Annotated in this window: 23 protein-coding genes; 4 read left to right on the top strand and 19 right to left on the bottom strand. The window is 67.2% G+C overall.

Annotated features, from left to right (window positions below):
* Positions 1–3 precede the first annotated feature (3 nt).
* The 7 genes from bcsD to ACCQ10_RS04060 all read right to left on the bottom strand — a co-directional run bounded on the left by bcsD (position 4) and on the right by ACCQ10_RS04060 (position 8239).
* Complete coding sequence (gene bcsD, locus ACCQ10_RS04090) at positions 4–459, bottom strand: cellulose biosynthesis protein BcsD (RefSeq protein WP_372362314.1); 456 nt, start codon at positions 457–459, stop codon at positions 4–6.
* Positions 460–632: 173 nt separating this feature from the next.
* Positions 633–1829, bottom strand: a complete 1197-nt coding sequence (pncB, locus tag ACCQ10_RS04085) for a nicotinate phosphoribosyltransferase (protein WP_372362313.1) — start codon at positions 1827–1829, stop codon at positions 633–635.
* 189 nt (positions 1830–2018) lie between these two features.
* A complete protein-coding gene (locus ACCQ10_RS04080) occupies positions 2019–2987 on the bottom strand; it encodes a glycoside hydrolase family 113 (protein ID WP_104579093.1) in 969 nt (322 codons plus the stop codon).
* Positions 2969–4264: a hypothetical protein gene (locus tag ACCQ10_RS04075; RefSeq protein ID WP_372363052.1), complete on the bottom strand. Its 1296-nt coding sequence runs from the start codon at positions 4262–4264 to the stop codon at positions 2969–2971. The genes ACCQ10_RS04080 and ACCQ10_RS04075 overlap by 19 nt, the downstream gene beginning before the upstream one ends.
* A gap of 49 nt (positions 4265–4313) precedes the next feature.
* Positions 4314–6221 carry a glycosyltransferase family 2 protein gene (locus ACCQ10_RS04070; protein ID WP_372362312.1) on the bottom strand — a complete coding sequence of 636 codons (1908 nt, stop codon included), beginning with the start codon at positions 6219–6221 and terminating at the stop codon, positions 4314–4316.
* Between the two features lie 13 nt (positions 6222–6234).
* Positions 6235–7269 (bottom strand): hypothetical protein, encoded by a 1035-nt coding sequence (locus ACCQ10_RS04065; RefSeq protein WP_372362311.1) that lies wholly within the window; start codon positions 7267–7269, stop codon positions 6235–6237.
* A 130-nt stretch (positions 7270–7399) separates the two neighbouring features.
* The gene (locus ACCQ10_RS04060) at positions 7400–8239 is read right to left on the bottom strand and encodes a glycosyltransferase family 2 protein (RefSeq protein ID WP_372362310.1); all 840 of its coding nucleotides are present in this window, start codon (positions 8237–8239) and stop codon (positions 7400–7402) included.
* Between the two features lie 352 nt (positions 8240–8591).
* On the opposite strand from ACCQ10_RS04060, the gene ACCQ10_RS04055 reads away from it, so the two are divergent.
* The 4 genes from ACCQ10_RS04055 to ACCQ10_RS04040 all read left to right on the top strand — a co-directional run bounded on the left by ACCQ10_RS04055 (position 8592) and on the right by ACCQ10_RS04040 (position 13674).
* A complete protein-coding gene (locus ACCQ10_RS04055; RefSeq protein WP_372362309.1) occupies positions 8592–9749 on the top strand; it encodes a phosphotransferase enzyme family protein in 1158 nt (385 codons plus the stop codon).
* A gap of 31 nt (positions 9750–9780) precedes the next feature.
* Complete coding sequence (locus ACCQ10_RS04050; RefSeq protein ID WP_372362308.1) at positions 9781–11949, top strand: TonB-dependent receptor; 2169 nt, start codon at positions 9781–9783, stop codon at positions 11947–11949.
* A 315-nt stretch (positions 11950–12264) separates the two neighbouring features.
* On the top strand, positions 12265–12840 hold the full coding sequence (pnuC, locus tag ACCQ10_RS04045; RefSeq protein ID WP_372362307.1) for a nicotinamide riboside transporter PnuC: 576 nt from the start codon (positions 12265–12267) through the stop codon (positions 12838–12840).
* Positions 12841–12945: 105 nt separating this feature from the next.
* Positions 12946–13674 carry a UTRA domain-containing protein gene (locus tag ACCQ10_RS04040; protein WP_372362306.1) on the top strand — a complete coding sequence of 243 codons (729 nt, stop codon included), beginning with the start codon at positions 12946–12948 and terminating at the stop codon, positions 13672–13674.
* Between the two features lie 327 nt (positions 13675–14001).
* Here ACCQ10_RS04040 and ACCQ10_RS04035 read toward each other — a convergent pair whose 3' ends face one another.
* From ACCQ10_RS04035 to gspE, 12 genes are all read right to left on the bottom strand, one after another.
* On the bottom strand, positions 14002–14841 hold the full coding sequence (locus ACCQ10_RS04035) for a glycosyltransferase family 2 protein (protein WP_372362305.1): 840 nt from the start codon (positions 14839–14841) through the stop codon (positions 14002–14004).
* Positions 14838–17135, bottom strand: a complete 2298-nt coding sequence (gspD, locus tag ACCQ10_RS04030; protein ID WP_372362304.1) for a type II secretion system secretin GspD — start codon at positions 17133–17135, stop codon at positions 14838–14840. The genes ACCQ10_RS04035 and gspD overlap by 4 nt, the downstream gene beginning before the upstream one ends.
* Positions 17132–17926 (bottom strand): type II secretion system protein XpsN, encoded by a 795-nt coding sequence (gene xpsN, locus ACCQ10_RS04025; RefSeq protein WP_372362303.1) that lies wholly within the window; start codon positions 17924–17926, stop codon positions 17132–17134. The genes gspD and xpsN overlap by 4 nt, the downstream gene beginning before the upstream one ends.
* Positions 17916–18563 (bottom strand): type II secretion system protein GspM, encoded by a 648-nt coding sequence (gspM, locus tag ACCQ10_RS04020; RefSeq protein ID WP_039566153.1) that lies wholly within the window; start codon positions 18561–18563, stop codon positions 17916–17918. Before gspM ends, xpsN begins: the two co-directional genes overlap by 11 nt.
* The gene (locus ACCQ10_RS04015) at positions 18547–19668 is read right to left on the bottom strand and encodes a PilN domain-containing protein (protein WP_372362302.1); all 1122 of its coding nucleotides are present in this window, start codon (positions 19666–19668) and stop codon (positions 18547–18549) included. Before ACCQ10_RS04015 ends, gspM begins: the two co-directional genes overlap by 17 nt.
* Complete coding sequence (locus tag ACCQ10_RS04010; protein WP_372362301.1) at positions 19665–20516, bottom strand: type II secretion system minor pseudopilin; 852 nt, start codon at positions 20514–20516, stop codon at positions 19665–19667. The genes ACCQ10_RS04015 and ACCQ10_RS04010 overlap by 4 nt, the downstream gene beginning before the upstream one ends.
* Complete coding sequence (locus ACCQ10_RS04005; RefSeq protein WP_372362300.1) at positions 20513–21148, bottom strand: type II secretion system protein J; 636 nt, start codon at positions 21146–21148, stop codon at positions 20513–20515. Before ACCQ10_RS04005 ends, ACCQ10_RS04010 begins: the two co-directional genes overlap by 4 nt.
* Complete coding sequence (gene xpsI, locus ACCQ10_RS04000; RefSeq protein WP_372362299.1) at positions 21148–21561, bottom strand: type II secretion system protein XpsI; 414 nt, start codon at positions 21559–21561, stop codon at positions 21148–21150. The genes ACCQ10_RS04005 and xpsI overlap by 1 nt, the downstream gene beginning before the upstream one ends.
* Positions 21558–22067, bottom strand: a complete 510-nt coding sequence (gene xpsH / locus ACCQ10_RS03995; protein WP_039408337.1) for a type II secretion system protein XpsH — start codon at positions 22065–22067, stop codon at positions 21558–21560. Before xpsH ends, xpsI begins: the two co-directional genes overlap by 4 nt.
* A 9-nt stretch (positions 22068–22076) precedes the next feature.
* On the bottom strand, positions 22077–22508 hold the full coding sequence (gene gspG, locus ACCQ10_RS03990; RefSeq protein WP_039408341.1) for a type II secretion system major pseudopilin GspG: 432 nt from the start codon (positions 22506–22508) through the stop codon (positions 22077–22079).
* Between the two features lie 228 nt (positions 22509–22736).
* The gene (gene xpsF, locus ACCQ10_RS03985; RefSeq protein WP_039408345.1) at positions 22737–23954 is read right to left on the bottom strand and encodes a type II secretion system protein XpsF; all 1218 of its coding nucleotides are present in this window, start codon (positions 23952–23954) and stop codon (positions 22737–22739) included.
* Positions 23955–24219: 265 nt separating this feature from the next.
* Positions 24220–25947, bottom strand: a complete 1728-nt coding sequence (gene gspE / locus ACCQ10_RS03980; RefSeq protein ID WP_047697705.1) for a type II secretion system ATPase GspE — start codon at positions 25945–25947, stop codon at positions 24220–24222.
* Positions 25948–26007 lie beyond the last annotated feature (60 nt).

Below are 26007 nucleotides of genomic sequence, written 5' to 3'. Positions count from 1 at the left end.
TGTTCATGGCGTCCGCGCCAGCACCAACAGGCGCAGGTCCACGCTCTCTCCCGGCACGGCCTGTACGGACAGGCCCGCCAGCATCCCCAGTTGCTGGAACCAGCCTTCGTAGACGCCCTGCAGGAATCCGTCGCTCCAGGCGGCGCCATCCAGCGCCACGCCCAGCGGCGCACCGCCGTGGCGGATCTGCACATGGTCGGCGTGCTCGTCCATCGCGCACTGGCCCCAGTCGCAGCCGTCCCAGATCGCGTTGGCGGCCTGTTGCACCTCGGCCAGCGCGTTGCAGGGCGCCAGCCTGTGCTCGCGCGCAAACCGACGGCCGATCCGCACCATCAACGTGGCCAGATCGTGCTCGGGCAACTCGGCGCCGAACTCCTCGGCCATGGCGCGGACAAAGCCCAGCCACTGCCGGGAGCAGCGACGCGCGCGGTACAGCGATAACGGGTCGAGTGCGGGCATCAACGGACTTCGCAAGATGGGACGTCAGCGACCGCCGCATCCAATGTGATGGCGGCGTGATGCCAATGTTAACGTCAGCCAACGTGCAAGCGCGATGGGGTTCTCATTTTTTTCTGGCGATTCCCCTACACCAGGGTGGGTTGTCCACCGTTCCGCCTGCCGGCGGGCGTCACCTACTGACGCGCAGCGCCACTGTCGTCCGGCATCGGCGGCAGGCCGAACACATCGCGCAGGTAGCGCAGGTAGCCGACGTCCTCGCACATGCTCTTGCCGGGCGAGTCGCTGAGCTTGGCCACCGGTTGGCCGTTGCAGCGGACCATCTTGATCACGATCTGCAACGGGGTCGGCCCCAGGTCGTTGGTCAGGCTGGTGCCCACCCCGAAGGCCAGACGGCAGCGCGTGTGGAAGTGCTGGTACAGCTGCATCACCTTGTCGATATCGAGGCCGTCGCTGAACACCAGCACCTTGGTCCGGGGATCGATGCGGTGCGCCTCCAGGTGCGCGATCACCCGCTCACCCCATTCGAACGGGTCGCCGGAATCGTGGCGCATGCCGTCGAACAGCTTGCAGAAGTACAGGTCGAAATCGCGCAGGAACGCATCCAGCCCCACCACATCCGACAACGCAATGCCCAGGTCGCCGCGGTATTCGCGCGCCCAGGACTCCAGCGCCGCCACCTGCGAATCGCGCAGCCGCGGCCCCAGCGCCTGAAATGCCTGCAGGTATTCGTGCGCCATCGTGCCCAGCGGGGTCAACCCGTAGTGCTTGGCGAAATACACGTTGCTGGTACCCACGAACTGCTCGCCCAGGCCATCGCGCAGCAGCGGCAGCAGCTCGCCGTGCCAGTGCCGCGAGTAACGCCGCCGGGTGCCGTAATCGGCGATCTTGCAGCCGGCGGGCATGCTGCGCAGGCTGCTGACCTTGGCGCGCAGGCGGCTGCGGCCTTCCTCGAAATCCGGCTCGGAGGTGTTGCGAAACCACACCTCGTTGATGATCGCCAGCAGCGGTACTTCGAACAGGATGGTGTGCAGCCACGGGCCACGGATGGTCAGCTCGATCTCGCCCGGATGGGCGGTCGATGCCGACAGCTGCAGGTACTTGCGGTCCAGATGGAACAGCGCCAGGAAGTCGGCAAAGTCCGGCTTGATGAAGCGCAGGCTGCGCAGGTAATCCACTTCGTCCTCGCGCAGGCGCAGCCGGCACAGCGCATCGATCTCGCGTGATATCTCATCGATGAACTGCGCCAGGTTCACGCCAGGGGTGCGGCACTTGAAGCGGTACTCCACCTGCGCGGCCGGGTGCTGATGCAGCACCGCCTGCATCATGGTGAATTTGTACAGGTCGGTGTCGAGCAGCGAATGGATGATCATGCCGCCGGATTATGCCCGCAGCGGCGCTGGCGGGACGTGCAAGGCCGCCAACGCGCCGGCTGCCACGCGCACGCGCCCCGCCCAGCGTGCCGACCATCGGCTGTTGCCGCCGCTGCCACAGGCAGCTGCGCGGCAAGCCTCCCACTCGATCCACTGCCGCGACGCCGTCCGCAGGCGCAGCTGGGCGCCTCAGCGCGCCAGCACCTGCTGGGCCGGCTTGCCTTGCACGGTGAAGTCGCTGTCGCCCGGGCCGCCGGCCTTGGGGTCGGTGTACCAGCACCACAGCGCAATCCCGTCGATGCCATGCGCCTGCAGCACCTTGCGCCATTGCTGCAGCACCTGCAGCTGCAGCTGCGTATCCACTGCGGCGGCACGTTGCTCCGGGCTTTCCCACGGTGCGGCCAGGCTGCCACGTGCCGAGCGCAGGCCCAGCTCGGCTACCCACACCGGCTTGCCGACGCGCTGGCCCAGCTGCTGCAGGCGCTGCGCGGCGGCGTTCATTTCCGCCGTGCGGGCATCGCCCGCCTCGGACAGGCGCGGGTACAGGCTGGTGCCGACCGCATCGAACAGCGACCAGTAACGGAAGCTCTCGGCATGCTCCATGCCATCGGCCACGTACAGCAGCTTGCCGTGGTAGACCTTGCGTACCGCAGCCACCAGCTCGGGCCAGTGCGGCGCGTCCTGCAGCTTGCGCAGTTCGGTGCCGACCACCAGCGCCTCGGCGTGTTCGTCTTCGGCCAATTGCGCCAGCGGCAGCAGTGCCCGTTGATACGCCGCAAACCAGGCGGCCTGATCACCGGGCGCCACCTCGCCAGCCCAGTGACCGGGTATCCAGACATGCACCTTGAGCGTGGGCTGCAAACCGGAGCGCTGGCTCTGCCGCAACGCAGCGCGCATGGCCTCCAGGCTGCTGTCGCTGCCCAGGACCGGGTCACTGGAATGTGGGGTCGCCTGCCACACAAAGGCCACCAGCAGCGCCTTGCTGGCACCGGTGCCGGCCAACGCATCCAGCGATTGCGCGGCGGCGGCGCTCTGCCACGGCGCATTGGCCGACACCTTGACGTTGGCGCCCATCCACATCGGCGCGGCTGCATTGCAGCCATTGGCAAGCAGGCACACCGCCAGCACTGCCACGAGCGTCAGAACGCGCTTGAACATGCCGCAGACGCCTCGGTGGTCGACGCTGTCGTGCCCTGCACGCATGTGCTGCCCTGCACGCTTGCATTGCCGGGTTGCGGCTGCGCCACCGTCGCCGTGGCAGGGCCCGCCAGCCCCGTCGGTGCGCTCGCCACCGGTGCGGCCGCCGCGGTGAGCACGGCATCGTCCCCTAGCCGCGGCGTTGCAGGCACGGCTGCCGACGGTATCGCTGCGGGCCTGACCGGCAGCGATACCGGCGCGGCGATGACGACCGCCTCACCTTGCAGCAGCGACTGCTCGTCGGCAGGCGCCGCACGCAGCCAGCTGCCCCAGCCCGGCGGCTGCACCCAGGCCGCACCGACCAGACCAAGCAGCAACAAACCGGCTGCCTGGGTGCGCTGGTCGGCCTGCAGCGCGCGCAGCAACAACGCCGCCGGCACCCACAGCAACAACAAGGCGTCGAACCCGGCCCAGCCGAACGCAAACGACAGCGCCGCCGCGCAGATCACCGTGCCGGCGCTGGCGATGACGCCGCGGGCCAGGGCACCACTGCGCGTGCGCACCACCAGCGCCAGCACCGGGAAGCAGACCACTGCGGCCACGCCCCAACGCACGGCCGGCAGCCAGTCCTGCGCCTGGGTGGCCAGCGGCAACGGCAGCGGATGTGCGGCCTGGCCGATGCTCGACAGCGTCGGCCACGGCGCGTTGAACACGGTCAGATTGACGTAGGCCCACATGCCGACCAGAAACACGAACGGCAGATAGCACACCAGATAGAACGAGCCGGGCGCCTTGCGCAGCATCTGCGGCGGCATCACCAGCAGCAGCCACGGCGCCACCATCGTCGACAACGCCAGGGTCTGCAGATCCAGGCACAGCAGGATGCACAGCCACCCGGCGATGCGCAGGTAGGTGAACGCTTCCACCGGCGCCTGCAGGCGGCGCAGCGTGCGGCACAGGCCGTAGAACGCCAGCAGGCCCACCGCCTGGCTGCCGCCCGCCGCGATCGGCAGCAGGAACAGCGGGTTGCAGCCCACCAGCAGGGTCAGGCCGCTGGCCCAGCCACGCCCGAACACGCCGGCCAGATCGCGCCACAGCAGCGACAGGAACAACGCGTTGGCGGCGACCGCCAGGAACGGCCAGATCTGGAACGGCAGATTCCAGCTGTGCAGGGTCAGATCGAGCGCCCACGCCAGCAGGCCAGTTGCCGGCAAGCCAGCACCCGGCGCAATGGTCGGCGCTGCGGTGCCGACCGGCTGCAGCAGCAACGGCTGGCTCAGCAGCGACAATGCCACCACGGCTACCAGGAACGCCGGCAGCCCACTTTCGCGACGCGGCGTTACCGAGTCACTCTTCGAGTGCGGCGCGGCGCTCGTTTTCCGAATGCTTGCTGATGCCATGCGTGGTCTTCTCCCAGTAGAACGGATTGTGGATCAGCTGCCAGAGCCCCTTGTAGGCGGCGATCGACTGCAATGCCCAGTACAACGGCACCGTCAACGCGTACGGGGCCAACTTGAAGTAGTCGCGCTTGAACGCCGCCACCAGCGTGATGTAGATGAAGAACGCGTTGGCCAGCAGCAGATTGACCAGCGATACCGCGCCCAGCCACGGCGGGAAGAAGCGCTCGAACATGCTGGTGCCGGTGAGCAGCCACACCGTATACAGCGTCCACAGTACCGGCACGCCCAGTGCGGTGAAAAAACCGCCGCCGATAAAGAACTGAAAGCCCCAAAACCCCTTGAACCCGGTGCTGCGATACAGATGCACCGGGTCGCGCATGTGCACCAGCCAGGTCTGCATATAGCCCTTGAGCCAGCGCGAACGCTGCCGGATCCAGTTGGGAATGCTGACGTTGGCCTCTTCGAACGTGGTGGAGTTCACCACGTTGACGCGGTAGCCGTTCTGGATCAGCCGCACGCCCAGGTCGGCGTCTTCGGTGACGTTGTACGGGTCCCACGCGCGCACCTGGCGCAACACATCCAGACGGAAATGGTTGGAGGTGCCGCCCAATGGAATCGGGATGCGCAGGTATTCCAGCGCCGGCAGGTAGAAGTCGAACCAGAGCGTGTACTCCAGCGTGAACATCCGCGTCAGCCAGTTTTCGTCGGCGTTGTAGTAGTTCAGCCGCGCCTGGATGCACACCACGTCCTTCTCGGCCTTGCGGAAGGCCGCCACCACGCGCTTGAGCTGATCCGGCTCGGGCTTGTCTTCTGCGTCGTAGATGGTGAGCAGTTCGCCGCGCGCAAAATGCAGCGCGTAGTTGCAGGCCTTGGGCTTGGTCTTGGGCTGCGAGGGCGGCACCCGGATGATTTCGAAGAACGCTTCCAGGCCGAGCTTCTTGGCCGCTTCGATGGTCTCGAAGTCGTCGGCTTCCAGCACCAGTTTCACGTCGAGCTTGCTGATCGGGTAATCCAGCTTGCGCAGCGCATTGGCCAGGATCGGCAGGACTTCCGGTTCCTTGTACATCGGCACCAGCACGGTGTAGACCGGCAGGTCGTCGTCGCGCAGCGCGGCCACTTCGTCTTCGGTGACCTTGATGTCGATGCGGTGGCGCGAGCCGAACCACACCAGCAGCAGCTTCAAACCGAAGGTCGCCAGAAAGCCCAGCGCCACCAGCACGTTGATGGCGATCAGGGCCGGCACCGGAAACACCACCATCGCGATCAGCAACGCTGCGGCAATCGCCCACAGGGTTTGCTTCTGCCCGCGCGTCACCACCTGGCGTGCCGAATAGGTCGGCGCATGCGCAGCCAGCAGGTTCAGCGCGTTGTCGGTGAGCTGCTCGTCGGCATGGCGCTGCAGGCTCCAGATGATGTCGAACTTGGCGGTGCCGACAAAGCGCACGTCTTGGCCGTAGTGCGCGCGCGCCCAGGCGAACAGCGCCGGGTCGGGGTCGGCCACGGCCAGCACCAGCACGCCGTCCTCGCGCCGCCAGGGCAGCAGCAGGCGCTGGGCGTAACTGTCCAGATCGCCGGCAGTGAGCAGCGCCGGATCCGGCGGTTGCTGCACCAGGTCGATGAATTCCAGCCCGAAGTGCGCGGCGACGATGGCGTAGAAGCGCTGCGCAGGCACCCCGCGCTGGGCCAGGATCACATCGCCCAGGCGCGAGTTCCAGCGCTGCTGCAGCGCCAGCGCCGCGCGCAGTTGTTCGTCGGTGATGACGCCCGCCGACACCAGCGCACGCCCCAGCAGGCCGCGTTCGCGGCCGATATCCGGCACCCGTCCCAGCGCCTCGCTCTCGCAGCTGACCGTCATGGGCGTGGCGTCCTCAGAAACGCCACCAGGCGGCCACGAACGGCCCGCCTGCGGCAGCAGTGTTGCGTCCCATCACCGGCTGCTGATAGCCCAGCTGCCACTGACTGCCGCCCGGAGCGGTGTACAGCGTGGACAGCTGCAGCTTGGTCAGGTCGTAGTTGGTGCCGGTGGCGACGAAACCCACGCCGCCCGCAGAGCCTGCGACATCGAAGTTGTTACGCCCGTTGCCCAGCCCCTGGATGACGTTGAGCTCGCCGAGCAGCAACCAGCTCGGGGTCAGGCTCAGACCGGTGGAGGCATCCACGCGCACCTCGTCGGAGGCCGCACTGCCGCGCAGGCGCACCGCGCCACCCAGATCGACATAGCCGTTGCGTCCGCCCAGCGTGTACCCGCGGCCACGGCTGTAACGCAGCTCCAGCCCGTAATCGCCCAAACCCAGCGCAGGATCGGTGTTCGCCTGGGGATTGTTCGGGTGGTAGGTCTTGCTGCGGCCATACGCCGGGATGCTGACCAGCCCCTGGACCGAGCTGCGCCAGACATCGTCCGGCGCGCTCGGCAACGCATAGCGCAGGCCGATTTCCTGATCGGCAAACCCGGTGGTGCTGGTCTGCTGGCGGCCGCGGCCACTGTCATGGCTGCTGAAACCGACATCGCTGAAATAGAAATTGCCGATGACGCTGAGCCTGTCGGTCAGCCCGTGCTCGACGTAGACATTCAGCTGGTCCTGGCGGCTACGCCCGTTTCCGTCGAATTGCTGGCCGTCACCGAAGGTCGTGCGGTGATGGCTGTCGTCGAACCACCCGCGGCCATCGCTATGCAGCGCCTTGGCGATCACCAGCGTGTCGCCCTGCGGTTGCGTCCAGGCACCGGCAAACGCAGCGCCCGGCAATGCGGCCAGCGTGCAGCCCAGCGCCAGCGCCGACAGCGCGGCCAGCGGCTTGCGGCCGAGGGAACGAAAAGAGGCCGACGGCCAGGCAACCGGACTGGACTGTAGGGGGATAAGGCACGAGTGACGTACCCGCGAGCGCGGGTCGATCTGTAAGGACATTTGTACGTTTCCTGATGGGGGACCCGTTAGGGACAGGAAGCACTGACTGGATCACACTTCGCCACGCAACGTATCACAGTTACGACCGGCTCCCCATCACGGATTTATCACTAATTTAACGGGCCGCGCGTCATGCCCGACGCACCAACCGCGGCAGTTGCGCAGCCGCATGCGCCCAGATCGCCAGCCACACGCCGACCCGGGTCAGTGGGCCGCGCTGGGCGGCTTCGAACTTGCGGAAATAGCGCCACAGACCGCGGTGTTTATGCCATTCGACGAAGTACGGGCGGGCTCGGCTGGAGACGCCGCGCACGTGCACCACCTGCAGATCGTTGGCCACCGCGACCAGCGCACCCGCCTGACGGGCACGCCGGCACAGGTCCAGATCCTCGGCATGCAGCCGGTAATGGCCGTCCCAGCCGTCCAGCCGGTCGAACAGGCTGCGCTGCATCAGCATCAGCGCACCGGAGATTGCATCGACCGCCTGCAGCGCCTGCGACGGGTCGGCCGGCATCGCCAGCTGGGCGGCGGCACGCGGCGCGCGCAGCATGGCCGCAAAGTCCGGGTCGCGGCGGCGCACTGCGGCGTCGGGGCGGCCCTGTTCGTCCACCTGCTCCACGCCGAGCAGCACGGCAGCATGCCCGGCCGCGCGCGCGCGCAACTGCACCAGGGTGTCGGGCTCGACCATCAGATCCGGGTTGATGAACACCAGCCACGGCGCCTGCGAGTCGCGCGCGCCCTGGTTGCAGGCGGTGGCAAAGCCGGGGTTGTCCGGGTTGGCGATGAAGTGCACGCGGGCGTCGGCCAGCGCGTGCCGCTGCACCACGTCCAGGGTGTCGTCGCTGGAGGCGTTGTCGACCACCCGGATCTCGCGGATGCCCTCGGCCGCGCGCAACCGCGACAGGCACGCATCGATGGTGCTGCTGCTCTGGTAGGTGACGACAACGGCGGCGATCTGGACTGGAGTCATCCGCCCATTATCCGGTGCGGGGCCACCGCCGCGCCATCGCGTGTGGCGCCCCGGCATGGCGGCGTGCCGCAGCAGCAGGCATACTGCGCGCCCGACAGCCGCCACGCGGCCTGCGTCGGCGCCGTCCGCGGCACCCCCACTTGATCCTCAGAGATGACGGCCAGCGACCTTTCGGTTTCGCGCTGCCCTTTCATTCCATGCAGTGCGACCGCCTGATGGCGCCCGCCCTGCACCGACGGCCCGGCAGCGCCGTCCGCAATGCCGGCACATGCGCCGGGCCCGTCGGATCGGCCTTACCCGGTTGGTCTATACCACTCGATCTCCCTATGGCTTGCACGTGGAGCCTGCAGCCGTGAACGCGCCGCATCAGGTCCATGGCATGAGCCTGGCGCTGGCGCCGCCCGACTGGCCGGTGCTGACCCTTGGGGAAATCCGGCGCGTGCTGCAGCGCCTGCCCACGCTTGGCGGTGCGCAGGACGTGCAGTGGCACAGTGCGCGACCGTTCTCCGCCGCCGCCCGCGTGGAAACCGCCACCGGGCCGGTGATCGTCAAACGCCACCATTGCCGCGTGCGCAGCGTTGCCGCGTTGCGCGAGGAGCACGCGTTCATGGCGCATCTGCGCCGGGCCGGCGCGCCGGTGGTCGAGGTGCTGCACGCGGCGGACGGCCAGACCGCGTTTGCCCACGACGCCTGGGTCTACGAAGTGCAGCGCGTCGGTGCCGGCCACGACCTGTATCGCGATGCGGTGTCGTGGACGCCGTTCATCGACACCGCCCACGCGCACGCCGCCGGCGCGGCGCTGGCGCAGCTCCACCGCGCTGCGCGGGGCTTCGCTGCACCCGCACGTTCCAGCGCCGTGCTGGTTGCCAACCTGCAGGTGTTCGCGCAGGCCGAGCCACTGCCGGCGCTGCAGCGCGCCCTACCGACACGGCCGCATCTGGCTGCGGCCCTGCACGGGTATCCCTGGCAGCGCGACCTGGCCACTCACGTGCTGCCCTGGCATGCACGTGCCTGGCCCTTGCTGTCTGCACCGGGTGCCATGCCGCCGCTGTGGACGCATGGCGATTGGCACGCGTCCAACCTGCTCTGGAACACCGACCACGGCGACACCAGGGTCAGCGCGATCTTCGATTTCGGATTGAGCGATCGCAACAGCGCGCTGTTCGATCTGGCCACCGCCATCGAACGCAACCTGATCCCGTGGCTGCACCTGGACACCGGCGCACGCGCGCAGCCCGAGCTGGCGCAGCTGGATGCATTGCTGGATGGCTACGCTGCGCATTGCCCGCTCGGTGCCGCACAGCTGCATTGCCTGGCCGCACTGCTGCCGATCGTGCATGTCGATTTCGCCTTGAGCGAGATCGACTATTTCGCCGGCATCACGCGCTCCGCCGACAACGTGGACATCGCCTATCACCGTTATCTGCTTGGGCATGCGGACTGGTTTTCCAGCGCCGATGGCCAGGCCCTGCTCGCGCATTTGTATGCGCGCGCGCACCGCTCGCCCTGAGCGGTTTCCCTTCTTCCATCGAGCCTTACCCATGTCCTTCGCATCCACTCGCCTGCTCTCCCGCCGCCCGCTCGCGCTTGCCCTGGCGGTGTGCCTGTCCAGCCCCGTCCTGGCACAACAACAACCCGACAGCGCAGCGGTGGAACTGGACGCGGTCAACGTGCTTGGGCAACGCAGCGAGGCAGCCACCGCGCTGACCGGCTTCGGCGCCACCCGCCTGCTGGATGCGCCCGCCTCCATCGCGGTGATCGACCGCCCGCAATTGCTCGATCGCCAGGCGCGCGTGCTCAGCGAGGTGCTGCGTGCCGACGCCTCCGCCGGCGATGCGTATGCGCCGATCGGCTATTACGAAAACTTCGTGGTGCGCGGGTATTCGCTCAATGCCGCCAACAGCTACCGCATCAATGGCCTGAGTGCGGTGGGCGAGCAATCCATCGCGCTGGAGAACAAGCAGCAGGTCCAGATCCTCAAAGGCCTGGCCGGGCTGCAGTCCGGTGTCAACGAACCGGCCGGGCTGATCGACTACCGCACCAAGCGGCCCGAGCGTGTGCGCAGCGTGACCCTGGGTACCGACGAGCAGGGCTCGCGCTATGTCGCGGCCGACCTGGGCGACTGGTTCGGTGCCGAGCGCAGCCTGGGCCTGCGCGTGAATGCCGCACGCGAAGACATCGACAGCTATGTCGATCATGCGGATGGCTACCGTAATTTTCTGTCGCTGGCCGGCGACTGGAAGATCACCCCGCAGTCGCTGCTGCAGCTGGACGTGGAATACCAGCATCGGCAACAGCGCTCGGTGCCCGGCTACCAATTGCTCGGCGGCACGCAGGTGCCGCGCGATATCGACGTGCGCCGCCTGCTCGGGTACCAGCCCTGGTCACGCCCGGTGGAAATGGACTCGCTCAACGCGCAGCTGCGCTACGCCTATCAGTTCAACGACGACTGGCGCGCCACCGTCGACGCGTCGCGCAGCCGCTCGACGATCAACGATTTTTCCGCGTTCGCCTGGGGCTGCTACGGCGCGGCAAGCTGCGCGGACATCGCCACGCCAAACTTCTTCAGCGCGCAGGGCGAGTACGACGTCTACGACTACCGCAGCCCGGACGACACCCGCGTGCACGACCAGTTGCGCGCCACCCTGGAAGGCCGCGTGGTCACCGGTGCGCTGGAGCATCGCCTGAGCATCGGTGGCGACTGGCTGCGCCGCACCATCGACCGCTTTGGTTCGGTCAACGAATTCGTCGGCAGCGGCAGCATCGACCGCGACCCGGAAGTCTTCGCGCAGACCGACGTGCCGCTGGACCCGAAACAACGCCGCCTGGACAGCCGCCAGCGCGCGCTGGTGCTGGCCGACCGTATCGGCCTGGGTGAGCAGTGGGAGCTGTCGTTGGGCGCGCGCGCCGTGCGGCTGGACGAACGTGCGTTCGATCGCGACGGGCTGTTGGAACGCCGCACCCGCAAGGACGCGGTGTTGCCGCAGGCGGCACTGTTGTTCAAGCCGCAGCAGAACGTGTCGCTGTATGCCAGCTACGCCAAGAGCCTGGCCGCCGGCGGCACCGCGCCGTGGTTTGCCGACAATGCCGACGAGATCCTGCCCCCTACCAGTGCGTATCAGCTGGAAACCGGCGCCAAGATCGATCTGCAGGGCCTGCGCCTGGGCGCGGCGCTGTTCGACATCCGCCAGGCCTACCAGTTCACCCAGCCGCAAGCCGACGGTGGCCTGCTGTTCGTGCAGCAGGGACGCCTGCATAACCGCGGCCTGGAGCTGTCGGCCGATGGCGCGGCGACCGAGCAGCTGCGCCTGTTCGCCAGCATCGCGGCCATCCGCGCCCGCGCAGAAGACACCGACATTGCAGCGTATGAGGGCCATCAGGCCATCAACGTGCCCAAGCTGCGCGCCAGCGTGCAGGCCGACTACAACGTGCCTGGCGTCGATGGGCTGGCGCTGCTGGCCGGCGTGCAATACAGCGGGCGCAAGTTCGCCGACCGCCTTGGCAATGCCAGCGTACCCGCCTACACGGTGGCCAATCTGGGCGCGCGCTACGCCACGACGCTGGGCACACTGGCAACCACGTGGCGGGTGAACGTGGACAACGTGTTCGACAAGCGCTACTGGCGCGATTCCGGCGAATACCAGGGCGATGCGTATCTGTTCCCGGGTGCGCCGCGTACGGCGCGGCTGACGGTGCAGGTGGATTTTTGAGGCCTGCTGCCTCCCCCATCCGCCCTTCGGGCACCTTCCCCCGCAAGCGGGAGAAGGACGTCGGAATCAGCTGTGCTTGGGCGGGTTTCAGGCACTGGCTGATGGCGGCAGCTGAGAGCAGCTGACAGCACTCCTGCGCGGCCGCCAGGCGGGCGGGCGCCAGCTTGTGTCAGCCGCTCTTGAGGCAGGGCTCGGCGGTGAGGACGCTGTTGGATTTCCATCGCATACAGGCTCGGAGTCGCGCAGCATCCACTTGCGACTGCAACACGGTTTTGCACGGGTTGCACCTGCTCTCCACTTTCCATCAGGCATTGCATGTCGTTGCTCGAATCCATCGCTGTCGTGATCAACCTGCTGGGCGTGTGGCTGACCGCGCGACGCATCCGCTGGTGCTGGCCGGTGGGCATCGTGGCAGTGGGCTTGTACGCGTGGCTGTTCTACCAGTGGAAGCTGTACTCGGACATGCTGCTGCAGGGCGTGTACGTGCTGACCCAGCTGTATGGCTGGTGGCAGTGGCAGCGTGGCAATGCCACGGACACGCGTATCCGTCCGTTGCCGATGCCGCAACAGGAACTGTGGATCTCGCTGGGCATCGGTGCTGCGTTCGCGGCGGGGTTGGGCGCGTACATGCATCACCGCACCGACGCTGCACTGCCCTGGCTGGACGCGGCGCTGGCCAGTTTCAGCCTGGTCGCCAGCGCGTGGGCCGCGCGCAAGCGCATTGCCAACTGGGTGTTGTGGATCGTGCTGGACTGCGTGTATGTCGGCGTCTTCGTCAGCAAGGGCCTGTACCCCACTGCCCTGCTCTACGCCGGCTTCGTGGCGCTGGCGGTCTACGGGTGGCGCAGCTGGAAACCCCAACAGAACCGGAATCCGGCGGCGCTGCACTGAGTCCGGCGCGGTTTGCCGGCGCGTTCTTCTTTACCATCGGCGCATGCACGACTTTCAGCCTGTTGCCTTACCGATGCGTCAACTCCTTGCCGGGCGGCACGCCGCATGAGCGCCTCGCGCCAGCACGCCATCACCGAGATCATCTCCGCGCAGATCGCTGCCGGCGAATGGGGCCCTGACCAGCGCCTGCCGGTGGAGCGCGAACTCGCCGAGCGGTTCGGCTGCACCCGCATCACCTTGCGTGAGGCCCTGCAGCAACTGGAAGCGCAGGGACGCATCTACCGCGAAAACCGCCGCGGTTGGTTCGTCAGCGCGCCACGCGTGCGTTACGACCCCACCAGCATTGCCGGCTTCATGCAGTACGTGGCCTCGCAAGGGCGAAAGCCGCGCACCGAGCTGCTCAGTGCGACCCGGCAACCGGCCGGCGCCGCCTTCGCCGCCGCACTGCGTCTGGCGTCGCCTTACGAGGATGTCTTCGTGCTGCAGCGCCGGCGCTGGATCGACCGCCGCGCGGTGCTGCTGGAAACCAATGTGGTGCTTGCAGCGTGGGCGCCGGGCCTGCTGGAACATGATCTGGCCGGCTCGCTGTCGAGCGTGTTCAACCAGAAGCTGGGGCTGTTCCTGAGCCGCGCGCAGGTGTCGATGCATCCGGCCGGCCTGGATGCCACCCAGGCGCTGCTGCTGCAGTCCACCACCGGCACGCCCTGCTTCCGCCTGCAGCGGACCAGCTTTGCCGAAGACGGCCGCGCGGTGGAACTGGATATCGAATCCTGGCGTCACGACGCGCTGGATGTGGTGGTGCGGACCGATGCGCCGACGCGGGATGCGCTTTAGCGCCGGGAATCGGGAATCGGGAATCGGGAATCGGGAATCGGGAATCGGGAATCGGGAATCGGGAATCGGGAATCGGGAAAAGCATGCGCTGCTATCGGCAGTGTTGCGTGTGTCTTGGTGATTATGGTCTTGCAGCTGACACCAGGCGGCGAGCGGCGCAAATGCGGATCGCTGTGCTGTGTGCTGTACCGGGCAGCAGCTGCGTGTGCTGACCACTGCGCAGTGGTTTTGCCCTTGCATCTTCTTGCGTGATCGCGACGTCTCGTCCGTCATCGCGACGCCGCTGCACCACCACCGGCATGCGTGGAAGGCCTTGATTGCGGACGGCTAGGCGTCGAACAGCATGCGTTGCGGATCGGGGGGCGGCAGTTCGGCCAGCAGCCGACTCAGTTGTTCGCGTTGCGCACGCAGCGGGTCGTGCATCAGGAAGTTGGCCAGGCGGGCATGCCAGGCTGGCCAGCGGGTGGCCAGTGCATCCATGTCGCCATCGGCCGGGCGGCCCTCGTGCGGGGAGGCGACGAAGGCGGTGTCGCACAACACATTGCGCCAGCCCAGCCCGCCCATGCGCAGGCTGAGGTCCACCAGCGCGGCGTACCACGAGCCGTAGCTGCTGGCATCCAGGCCGCCGGCCTTGCGTCGCGCGGTGCCCCGCAACAGCACCGCGTGGCCGACCGCCGAAGGCAGCTCCGGGTGCAACGGCGGCATGGCCGCACAGGCAGCGGCCAACCGTTCCGGCGCATCCGGCAACGGGTTGAGTTCGCCCAGCCGCGGCCAACTGCAGGCTTCGCCCACATTGCTCCATGGCGTGGCCGTGGCGATCGCCGCATCGCGCGCAAAGCACGCGCTCAACTGACTCAACCAGCCCGGAAATGGGCAGGCGTCCACGCCTAACACCACCACATCGGCGTCGCCGCAGGCGCTGAGCATTTCATCCAGATGCGCCACCTCGCCGAACATGCGTTGGCGACGGGTGTGATGGGCCTGCAATCGAGTGCGTGCCAACCAGTGTTCGATCACCGCACGCCCGCGCGGGCCGGCCTGCGCGTCGTCGGCCAGCCACACCCGCGTGCCTGCAGGTGTGGCCGCATCCAGTGCACCCAGGCACGCGTCCAGGGCCTCGTCGTCGGTGCCGACCGGCACCAGCACGACGGGCAGTGCCGCACTCATTGCGGCTTCTGGCTGGGTTTCAGCGGCTCCATGGCCTTGAACTTCTGGCCGTACTCGTCGGTGAGATTGCGCGCTTCCTGCGGGTTGCGCACGATCGTGGGAGTGATCAAGACGATGACTTCACGGCGGTTGGTATCTTTATTTTTCTGACCAAACAGGGCGCCGACAACCGGCAACTTGCTGAGAAATGGCACGCCAGCGCTGATATCGGTCGTACTGTCGTCGATCAGGCCGGCCAGCATCATGGTGTCACCACTTTGCACTGCCGCCTCGGTTTTGACACGACGCGTATTGATATCGACATTGCAAGCAGCGCTGTTGACGGTGGTTGTGGCTGCTGCCGTACACGCTTGAGGCCGTGCGCCCGGGGTGCTGATTTCCTGCACGATATCCAGGAACACCATGCCGTCCTTGGTGACGCGTGGGCGCACCTTCAGGATCACACCGGTATCGATGTATTGCACCGACGAGAAACTACTGTCGCTGCCCAGGCCAGTATTGATCGACGTGGAATTGATCGGAATGCGTGAGCCAACATTGAGCGTCGCTTCGGCATTGTTTCGCACAAAGACTGACGGTGTCTGCAGCAGTCGCAAATTGGTGACCGTATCCAGGGCACTGATGACTGCTGCAGCATTCTTGCCGAGAAACGTCCAGCCCACGCCGCCGTTGGTGACGGTACCTGCAATATCGCCCCAGATGCCGCGTCCTACAGCGGGTGGCAGGCCAGGCCCACCGGATGTCACTGGCACGCTCACTGCATTCTCGAAATACCAGTTCACACCGTACTGCAGCGCACCCGTCAAATTCACCTCAGCCACCTGTGCCTCGATATGCACCTGCATCGGCATCACGTCGAGTTTCTCGATGACATCGCGGATGGACGTCCATGCCTGCGGGGTGGAGCGCACCAGCAAGGTGTTGGTTTCGGCCACTGCCGACACGCCGACCTTGTCGCCTTGCACTTCCAGCGTCACGGCGCCATTGCCGTTGCTACGCGGCGACAGCTGCAGGCTGCCGTTGCCCAGGCCGCCGCTACCGCTGCTGCCGCCACCCATGGCGCTGCTACCGCCGAAGCTGCCCGAACCACTGCCATCGCCGCTTTCGCCGACGCTGCCACCAGTCAGGCCGGAGCTGCCGCCCATCGTGCTGTCGCGATTACCCAGCTGACCGCCGAGCACGCTGCTCTCGGCGCCCGGCGCCAGCGAGGCATTGGAATCGCCACCGCTACTGCGGCCGCCGAACACTTCCGACAACCGATCGGCCAGGTCCTTGGCCTTGATGTACTTCAACTCGTACGAGAACAGCCGCACGCCGCCGCCGGCGCTGTCGATGCGATCCAGCCACTGCTGGATCTGGTCCAGGTAGCGCGGCTGCGGGGTGATCACCAGCACGGCGTTGGCGTTTTCCAGCGGCATGAAACGGAACATGCCGGCGCTGGGCGTCTTGCTCTGCTCGCCGAACACCTTTTCCAGGTCGGCAGAGACCTTTTCGGCCTTGCCGGACTGGATCGGGAACACGCCCACCGACATGCCCGACAACCAGTCCACGTCGAAGATCTGCACGGTGCGCAGGTAGTTTTCCAGCTCCGCGCGAGTGCCACCCAGGGTGATGACGTTGCGTGCGGGGTCGGTACCGACGATGGCATTCGGCCGTGCATAGGGCTCGAGCACCTTCTTCATTTCGCTGGCGGAAATGAACTTCAACGGCACCACGCGCACTTCGAACCCGCGTGCGGCCGACGGCGATGCGGTGCTGGGCGCGACGGTGCCGGCCAGTGCCTGGTCGGCCGGCACGATGTTGTAGCGGCCACCGCTGAACACCATACGGGCGTTGTTCCAGCCCAGCACCATCTCCAGCAGGTTGAGTGCCTGGGCCGGCGAGACCGGGTTGGGCGTGGCCAGGGTCACGGTGCCCTGCACGCCCGGCGCGATGACGTAGTTCTGCCCGAGCATGTCGCCCAGGATCGCCTTGACCACGGCCTGCACCGATTCGCCTTCGAAGTTGAAGGTGGCGCTGCCGCTGCTGGCCATGCCGAGCGTGGGCGCCGGCGCGCCAGCCGCACTCTGGTTGATCATGGTGCCGCTGCCGCGGCGGATCACCGGGCTGGGCTTGGCGTTGGCATCGCCGTCGGCGCGCTGTTCGGCGGGAGTCTGGGTGGCGCCGGCAGCGCCGACTTGCGGGTCCAGGCGCGCGTTGCGGCGCACGTCCGGCGGCGGAGTGGTGGCGCAACCGGCCAGCAGGCCAATCAGCAGGGACACGGGAAACAGGCGCGGCGTCATGCGTTCACTCATTGGGTCTGACCGGGGGTAGAGCCGCTCTGGCGCTGCTGTTGCAGCTGGCGGCGTCGGGCTTCGATGCGTTCGCGGATGGCACGCATCTGATCGTCGGAGGGGCGTGGGGCTTCCTGGGCGCCATCGCTGCGCTGCGGCGGCACCGTGGGCGGGGCCTGCCCGCCGGGATGCTGCGGCGGGGTGGCCGGCTGCGGCTGCGGCGGTTGCGCCGTGGCGGCAGGATCGGCTGCGTCGGGCGAGGGCAACGGCGGGGTGGCGCCCGCAGCCCCGCGCGCGGCGGCATTGGCGGTGGGCGGTTGCCCGCCCTGGCCGTTGAACACCTCAAGCTTCAACGTCTGCGTGCCGCTGGGGCCTTCGATGGTGGCACTGCGCGGCTGCAGGGCCAGCAGGCGCCAGCCCTTGACCGCGTCGCCGCCGAGCTGCACGCGCACCGAATCCTGCGGGTCCAGGGTCAGCGTGGCCATCTTGAAGTTTTCCGTCAGCAGCACGCCGGTCAGGCGCACCGTCGAGGCCGCGCCGCTGCCATCGTTGCCGGACAGGAAGAACGGATGCGGCAGGCGGTCCTCGGCGAAGGCCGGGTGCGCGGCGATCTCCGAATATTTCTCGAACGCGCCCAGCCGTTCCGGCGCCGGTGCCGGCAACGTGGGCAGGCGCTGCACCAGCGCCGGGTCGTCGGGCAGCAGCTCCACGCGCTTGCCCAGGCCGGCCACCGCCAGGATGCACACCAGCAGTGCCCAGCCGACCACGGTGGCCAGCAACCAGGTGCGTAAACCGATCAGGTCAAGGCGCATTGCTGGCCTCCCCGGCGGCGGCGGGCGCGGCATCGGTGTTCAACGGTGCGGCACTGGCGCCGGGGCGCAGGTAGCCGGCCAGTTCGAAGGCGATATCCAGCCCGTTGCCACTTTCGTTGGGAGAGAGTTGGTAACGCTGCGCCATGACATTGAGGTTGTCTACGAACAGCCGCGGCGTGCCGTTTTCCAGGCTGTACAACACCGAGGCCAGCTCCGGCGTGCCGCAGCGCAGGCGCACCTGCACGGCCACGCGGGTGAAGCGATCCTTGCTCTCCGGCTGCAGCGGCGAGCGGTTGCTGATGGCGCAGCTGCGGTTGCCGGGGCTGGCTTCCACCACCGCGCGTTCCAGCCGCTGCACCAGCCCGGCCGAGGCCAGCTCGGCGGAGGTTTCCGGCAGGAAGCCCGGGCGACTTTCCAGCGTCTGGCGTGCCTGCCTCAGCCGCTTGCTGACTTCCGGCGCCTGCTGCAGCTGCACGCGCACGCGCAGTTCGCGCTCGCGCAGCGATTGCAGGTCGTCCTGCACGGCGATCATCGGCTGGGTGAACCACGGGTGCACCAGCACCAGATACGCCACGCCCAGCACCAGCAGCAACAATCCCAAAGCGATCCAGCGATCGCGCTTAACGCTGCGTGGCATCGGCCGCCTCCTTGGCGTCGGGGCCGGCCAGCTCGGCAGTGATGGTGAAGCGGTCGACGTTGCGACCGGCATCGCTCTGCAGCACGCCGGTCAGCGAGGGCGTGCGCCATAACGGCGAGCCTTCCAGACGGCGCACCAGCGAGGAGGCTTCGTTGCTCAAGCCGATCAACTGCAATTGCCCGCCTTCGACCGAGAATTTTTCCAGATAGGTGCCACCGGGCAGACGCCGGCTCAGCTCGTCCCAGATTTCCACCGAGGTCGGACGCGTGGCGCGCTGTTTCTGGAAGAAGTTGGCGCCTTCGACCAGGTCCATCAGTTGCTGACGTTCGGCGGCCACCTGGCGCGCACGCGCGGCATTGGCCTGCACCTTGGCGCGCAGGTCGTCGGCCGCCTGACGCCGGTTGTCCAGCAGCAACCAGCCGGCCACTGCCAGCAATACCAGCGCGGTGGCGGCAAGCATCAGGTTCCAGCGCTGCATGGGGTCGCTGCGCCGCAGCCGGCGCGCCGGCGGCAGCAGGTTCACCCCCAGCGGCACACCCTGGGTGTCGGCCACGTCGATGCCGGACAACGCGCCGGTCCAGGCATCGGGCACGCCGGCCGGGCCGTCGATCATGCGCCGCGGCACCACCACCAGTTCGGCATCGAGCTGGCCGTCTTCGCGCACGTCGAGCACGCGCGCATCGAAATACACCTGGTCGGCCGTGAACGGGGTCTGCCGGTCGATCTCGAAACGCGCCACGTCCTGCAGACGTGCGGCGGCGGCGGCCGGTAGCCGCAGTGGGCGCCGCAGCGCATTCGCCGACGGCAGCAGCCAATGCCGCGGCAACCCATCCAGCGCACTCGGCAGCACGGCGTTGACTTCCTGCGGCTGCACCGGCCACGGCAGGCTGGCGACCGCCTCGCGGCTATGGTCGCGCTGGCGCAGCAACTGCAAGGTGTCGCCATCGAGCTGCAACAACAGGCGTGCCTGCGACAGACCCAACTGCCACTGCCACCGTTGCGGCAGCCAGGCCAGCAGCGATTGTTGCCACCAACGCCAGAAGCCTCCGGCTCCCGGCATGGCGCGTACGCCGATACGACCCAAGGTATCCCGCCATGCGGTCATTGCACTGCTGCTCCCTCTTCCCAACGCAACACGGTGTAGGCCGATCCTGGTACGGCGGACGCGCTGGTGGACACGACCGCCCGCAACACAGCCTCGCGTCCCTGACTCAGTCGCGCCCGGCTCTCGATACTATAAGTGTCAGACCCACCGACCGTCGCCTCGCTGCCCGGCAAACCCAGCGGCGCGTCACGCTGCGCCAGCAGTTGCTGCGCATCCAGCCCCATCGCGGTGAGCACCGGACCGGACGCGAAGCGCGCTTCGGGACGCGAACGCCCGCTGTACAGCGTGAGGTTGGGCAGCAGCTTGCGATACAACTCGCTGTCCATGCCCAGCACCAAGCGCAATTCGCCCAGCGTTTCGAATGGGCTGTCTTTTGCGCCGTACGGCAGCCCGGCATCGGCGTAATCGCGATCTTCCGCGCCGCCGCCGGGCTGGCTCAACGAATCGCCATCGCGCCAATCGACGATGGCGCCGGCAATGCGCGTGTCGCGGCCCTGTTCGCCGCCCACCGCACGCACCAGCCCGGCCAGCAGCGCTGGCTCGGCCATGTTCAGATCCACCTTGCCGCTTTCGTCAGTGATGCGGATCTCCACCGTGGCATCGTCCAGCTGCCAACGATAGCGCCGGCCGTCTGCGCGCCAGCGTGCCTGGGTATCGGTGCTTTGCAAGCGCGAAAGTGCGTATTCCAGGCCAGCACGCGCGTATTCCTGCGCCTGCGCGCCGTTGCGCAGCATGCTGCCCTGCAACGCTTCCACGCGTGCGGTGAGCGCGAACGCACCGATCATCGCGGTGAGCAGGGCAATCAGCCACAACACCAGCACCAGCGCCGCGCCGCGCGTCCGGTTCATTGCCCTGCTCCGGGGTTGCTGGATTGCGGCAGCGCCACCACCAGCGACGGCCATGCCGCATCGCCGCTGCGGATGTCGATGCGCACCAGCAGCGGCAGGCGGTCGTGCCATTCCCACTGCGGCAACCATGCGCTCAGGCGGCCGGTCTGCGGGTCCATGCCGCGATAGCGGAAGTTCACCTGCTGCACGTCCTGCGCCAGCGGCTCCGGCGGCAGCGCACTGCCTTCTTCGATCGACTTGCCCGACTGCAGCATGGTCAAGGCAATCTGCAAGGTGCGCTGCTCGCCGTCGCCGACCACCGCCAGGTCATGCAGATACGGGCCGCCGCGCCCCAGGTAATCCGGCACGTCGGCGGCAAAGCGCATGCGCTGCGGCTCGCCGACGAACAGCATCGGCTGCTGGCTCTGCGGGTCGATGCTCATCGCCAGCGGCAACGCGGCCGCCAGACGGCGGCGCAGGAATTCTTCCACCGCGCGCACGCGCTCGCTGCGCTGGGCAATCGCCTCGCCGCGCTGACTCACTGCGCTGGCCGAGCGCAGCGTGGCAAAGGCCAGCGCCAGGCCGCCAACCAGCAGCATGGTGGCCAGCAGCACCTCGATCAGGGTGAACCCTGCACTGCGCGAACGGCGCATCAGGCGCCGTCCTGCGCGGTGGCGGCCACCAGCCGCAAGGTGCGCCACTGCAGCATCTGATTGGGCTGCTCGCCCCAGCGCACCACCAGGGTCAGTTGCAGCAACTTGTGCGCGCCCGGCGCGACCGGCGCCTGCGGGTTGCGCCGCGGTTCGTCGTACGGGCGCACATCTATCGACCAGCGGAAATGCCCGTTCTCGAAGCTGCCCTGCTGCTGCTCGGGCACCAGCGGCTTGTCCATGCCCTGCAGGGCGAGCAACGATTGTGCGTGCAAGGTGGCGCGCGTGCTTTCATCGGCCGCGCGCACCTGGCGTGCGGCACCGGACAACGACCCGAGCAACAGGCTCAACGCCAACGCCAGCAATGCGAAGGCCACGATCACTTCGATCAGGGTGTAACCGCGCTGACGCTTCATGGCGACGGCGTCCGCAATGGGCCCGAACGCACTTCGCCGGTGATCCAGCCCACGTCCACGCGCCAGCGCGCGTCCTTCACCTGCAGATCGATGCGGCCGCCGGTGGAGGCGCCGTCGGGAAAGAACTGGATGGCGCCCTGGTCTTCGCGCGACTGCACCTGGCGCGCGCCGGTGAAACGCACCTGCAGCGACGAGGGCAGGTCGCCGCGATGGCCGCCGGGGGCTTCCCAACGACGTTGCAGCGGGTCGATCAGGAACCGCTGCGGCGTGCCGGTGGCAATCGCCTGGGTGCGCGTGTAGCGCAGTTGCGAGGCGATCGCCTTGCCGGCGGTGCGCAGGCGCATGCCGTCGATGCCACCGTTCAATGCCGCGGCCGCGAGCACGCCGGCCATGGCGATCAACGCGATGACCAGCAGCATTTCCAGCAACGATGTGCCACGCGTGCGCGGACGACCAGGGCCGACCACTCCATGCCGATGACGCAACGGCTGACACGCAACGCGCATGGCGAGGGCTTATTGGTACTTGATGTCCGAATCGTAGCTGCTGCCGCCGGGCTTGCCGTCCTTGCCCAGGCTGATCAGATCGAACGGCTGGCCATCGCCGGGCACGCGGTATTCGATGGTGTGGCCCCACGGGTCGTTGAGTTCCACCGGCTTGGCGTACGGGCCCAGCCAGCCGCTGCTGCCACCGGGCTGGGTCACCAGGTCATCGAGCTTGCCCGGCAACTTGCCGGTGTCGAGCTGGAAATTCTCGATCTTGCCGGCCAGGGTCTGGATCTGCGACTTGGCCAGATTGGCCTTGCCGCGATCGGCACCACCGAGCACGCGGCTACCGACCAGGGTGAGCACTGCACCGATCAGCACGATGACGATGATGATTTCCAGCAGGCTCATGCCGGCCTGGCCTGCGCGCGACGGACTACGGGTGATGGAGCGCTTGATCATGAACGATTTCCTTGCACGTCGATGAAGGATGCTGCCGCCAACAAAGGACACGGCGGCCATTGCATTGGTTCCCGCATGGGTGTCGTGCGGTCACCGGAAAGTTGTCGTGAAGCCGTTACTGCGGTCATGGAGCTGTGCATTGCCACCGAAGTGTACGAGCGATGCGTACCGATGCCGAGCCCCGCTCGGGTCCGGCTGACGGCGCTGCAGCGATGTTGGTCATTGCGCTCAGCCGATCGCATTGGTGAGGTCATACAGCGGCACCAGCACCGAGATGATGACAAGCCCCACCACCGAGGCCAGCACCAGCGTGATGAAGGGCACCAGTGCCGCCAGTGCGCGATCGATGGCTTGCGCGGTTTCCAGCTCGAAGGTGTCGGCGGTCTTGAGCAACATCGTGTCCAGCGCGCCGGATTCCTCGCCCACCTGGATCATCTGCAGCGCCAAGCGCGGAAAGCGCTTGCCGCGCGCCAGCGACATTGCCAGGCCATGCCCGTTCTTGACGTCGTCGGCCGCAGTGGCCACATCGTCGACCAGCGCCAGATTGGACATGACATTGCGTGCGATGCCGATGGCCGCCAGCAACGGCACGCCATTGCGCAACAAGGTGCCCAGCGTGCGCGTCAGGCGTGCGGTTTCCAGCCGCGCGATCAGGCTGCCGACCACTTTCTGGCGCAGCAGCCACTCATCCAACGACGCACGAAATGCAGCGTTGCGGCGCTTGCGATCCAGCCAGAGCCCAAGCACGCCGGGCACCACGATCAGCACGATCCACCAGTCGCGCACCAACAGGCCGACGCTCAGCACCGCTTGCGTGAACCACGGCAGCGCCACGTCCAAGCTTTCGTACATCTGCGCGAACTGCGGCACCACGTAGCCCAACAGGAACAGCAATGCGCAGCCGACCACCGCCAGCAGGATCGCCGGATAGATCAGCGCGTTGATCACCTTGCCGCGCAGCGCGCGGCTGCGCTCCAGGTAATCGGCCAGCCGCTGCAGCGTGTCCTGCATGCTGCCGCCAGCTTCGCCCGCGCGCACCATGTTGATGTACAACTTGGAAAACAGCCCATGCTGGCGTTCCAGCGCCGACGACAGCGGCGCACCGCCACGCACGGTGTCGCGGATGTCGCCGATGACGCGCCGGCTTTTTTCGTCTTCGGGCAGATCCATCAGGATCGACAGCGCGCGATCCAGCGGCTGCCCGGCACCGATCAGGGTGGACAGCTGCTGGGTGAACTGCACCAGCGCCGCATTGTCGAACGGCTTCTTGCGCAACAGCATGCGCAGCGATGGCGAATCGTTCTCGCCGGTGGCCAGGCGTGTTTCCACCGGCAGATGGCCCTGCTCCTGCAGGCGCAACGCCACCTCGGCATCGCTGGACGCTTCCATCTGGCCGTCGAGCATTTCGCCGTGGGCGTCGAGCGCCTTGTAACGGTAGAGCGGCATCAGGAATGACCGGGACCAGGGACACGGGACACGGGACACGGGAAACGCAGCACGATGCAGCACTGAGACTTGGCAGCGCGTTGGTCGGCGCATGCGGCCTCACCAACAGCGCCGTTGACGAGGCTGTTCCCGGGTCCCGCCAGCAGCACTCCACTGCCGCACCGAAACGCGCCAGCGCCTTGGTCAGCGAATACGAAGCACCCCACCGCGCCCTTGCCTTGGCTGTTCACGGGCCCCCGGTCCCGGGTCCCCGGTCCCGGCCCTCTCACGCATCCTCCGTGACGCGCAGGACTTCTTCGATAGTGGTTTCGCCACGCAGGGCCTTGGACAGGCCGTCTTCGTACATGGTGCGCATGCCGGCCTGGCGTGCGAGTTGTTCGATCTCGCCCATGCCGGCGCGGCGCATCACCGCACGCCGCAGTTCATCGTTCATCACCAGGAACTCGACGATGGTGGTGCGGCCCAGGTAACCGGTGGGTGCGGCGGCGGAGGGGCGCGGGCGATACAGGTAGATCTCGCCCTCCGGCTGCAGGCGGCGCAGATCGAACTTGTCGATCTCCTCCGGCGATGCGGCATAGCGTTCGGCGTTGGCCAGGTCGAGTTTGCGGACCAGCCGCTGGGCCAGGATGCCGTTGATGGTGGAGGTCAGCAGGTAATCTTCCACGCCCATGTCCAGCAGGCGGGTGATGCCGCCGGCGGCGTTGTTGGTGTGCAACGTCGAGAGCACCAGGTGGCCGGTGAGCGCGGACTGAATCGCGATGCGCGCGGTCTCCAGATCGCGCATTTCGCCAATCATGATGATGTCCGGGTCCTGGCGCACGATGCTGCGCAGCGCATTGGCAAAATCCAGCCCGATCTGCGGCTTGGCCTGGATCTGGTTGATGCCTTCGATCTGATATTCCACCGGGTCTTCGACGGTGATGATCTTGACGTCGGAGGTATTGAGCTGGCTCAACGCGGTGTACAGCGTGGTGGTCTTGCCCGAGCCGGTGGGGCCGGTGACCAGCATGATGCCGTGCGGCTGCTCCAGCACCTTGCGGAACTGCGGCAGAAACTCTTCGGTGAAGCCCAGCTTGTAGAAGTCGAACACCACCGTTTCGCGATCGAGCAGGCGCATCACCACGCTTTCGCCATGCGCGGTGGGCACGGTGCTGACGCGCAGGTCCAGCTCCTTGCCCTGCACGCGCAACATGATGCGGCCGTCCTGCGGCAGGCGGCGCTCGGCGATATTGAGCTTGGCCATGATCTTGATGCGGCTGATCACCGCGGCAGTGAGCTTGGCCGGCGGGCTCTCGCCCTCCACCAGCACGCCATCGACGCGGTAACGCACCTTGAGCCGGCTTTCGAACGGTTCGATATGGATGTCGGAGGCGCGCAGTTCCACCGCGTGCTGGATCACCAGGTTCACCAACCGGATCACCGGCGCTTCGGAGGCCAGATCGCGCAGCGCTTCGATGTCGTCGTTGCTGTTGGCATCGCCATCGGCGGTTTCGACAATGGTGCCCATCGCGCTGCGGCCCTGGCCGTACCAACGCTCGATCAGATCGTCGATTTCCGAACGCAGGCCGACCTGCAGGAACAATGCGCAGCCGGTGGCAAGGCGAACGGCATCCACGGCGTAATCGTCGTAGGGGTCGGCGATCCACAGCTCCAGCCGGCCATCGCGTTCGCCCACCGGGCACAGATGAAATTGCTTGAGGAAGCGCAGCGACAGGCCCTGTACGTCCGGCAACATTTCCGGCGGGGTATCGCCGAGTTGGCGCGCATCCACCAACGGCAGGCCGAGCACATCGGCGCAGGTCTCTGCGTGATCGCGTTCGGACACCAGGCCCAGACGGCCGAGCAGGGCCAGCAGACCCATGCCTGACTCGGCCTGCAACTGGCGCGCGCGCAGCAGGTCGGAGTCTTTCAGACGACGGCGTTCAAGCAGTGCTTCGACGATGCGCGTTTCGGCACTTCGCTGCTCAATTGGATCGACGGCAACCGCGTTCACACTCGTCTCCACTGGTCCGGCGCCGACTGTAGCAGTTTGCCGCGACGATCAACCGCACGC

Source organism: Xanthomonas sp. NCPPB 1325, assembly GCF_041477645.2.
Classification (GTDB): Bacteria; Pseudomonadota; Gammaproteobacteria; order Xanthomonadales; family Xanthomonadaceae; genus Xanthomonas; species Xanthomonas cannabis.
The sequence above is the reverse complement of the archived record's forward strand: the minus strand, read 5'-3'. Positions and strand labels throughout refer to the sequence as shown.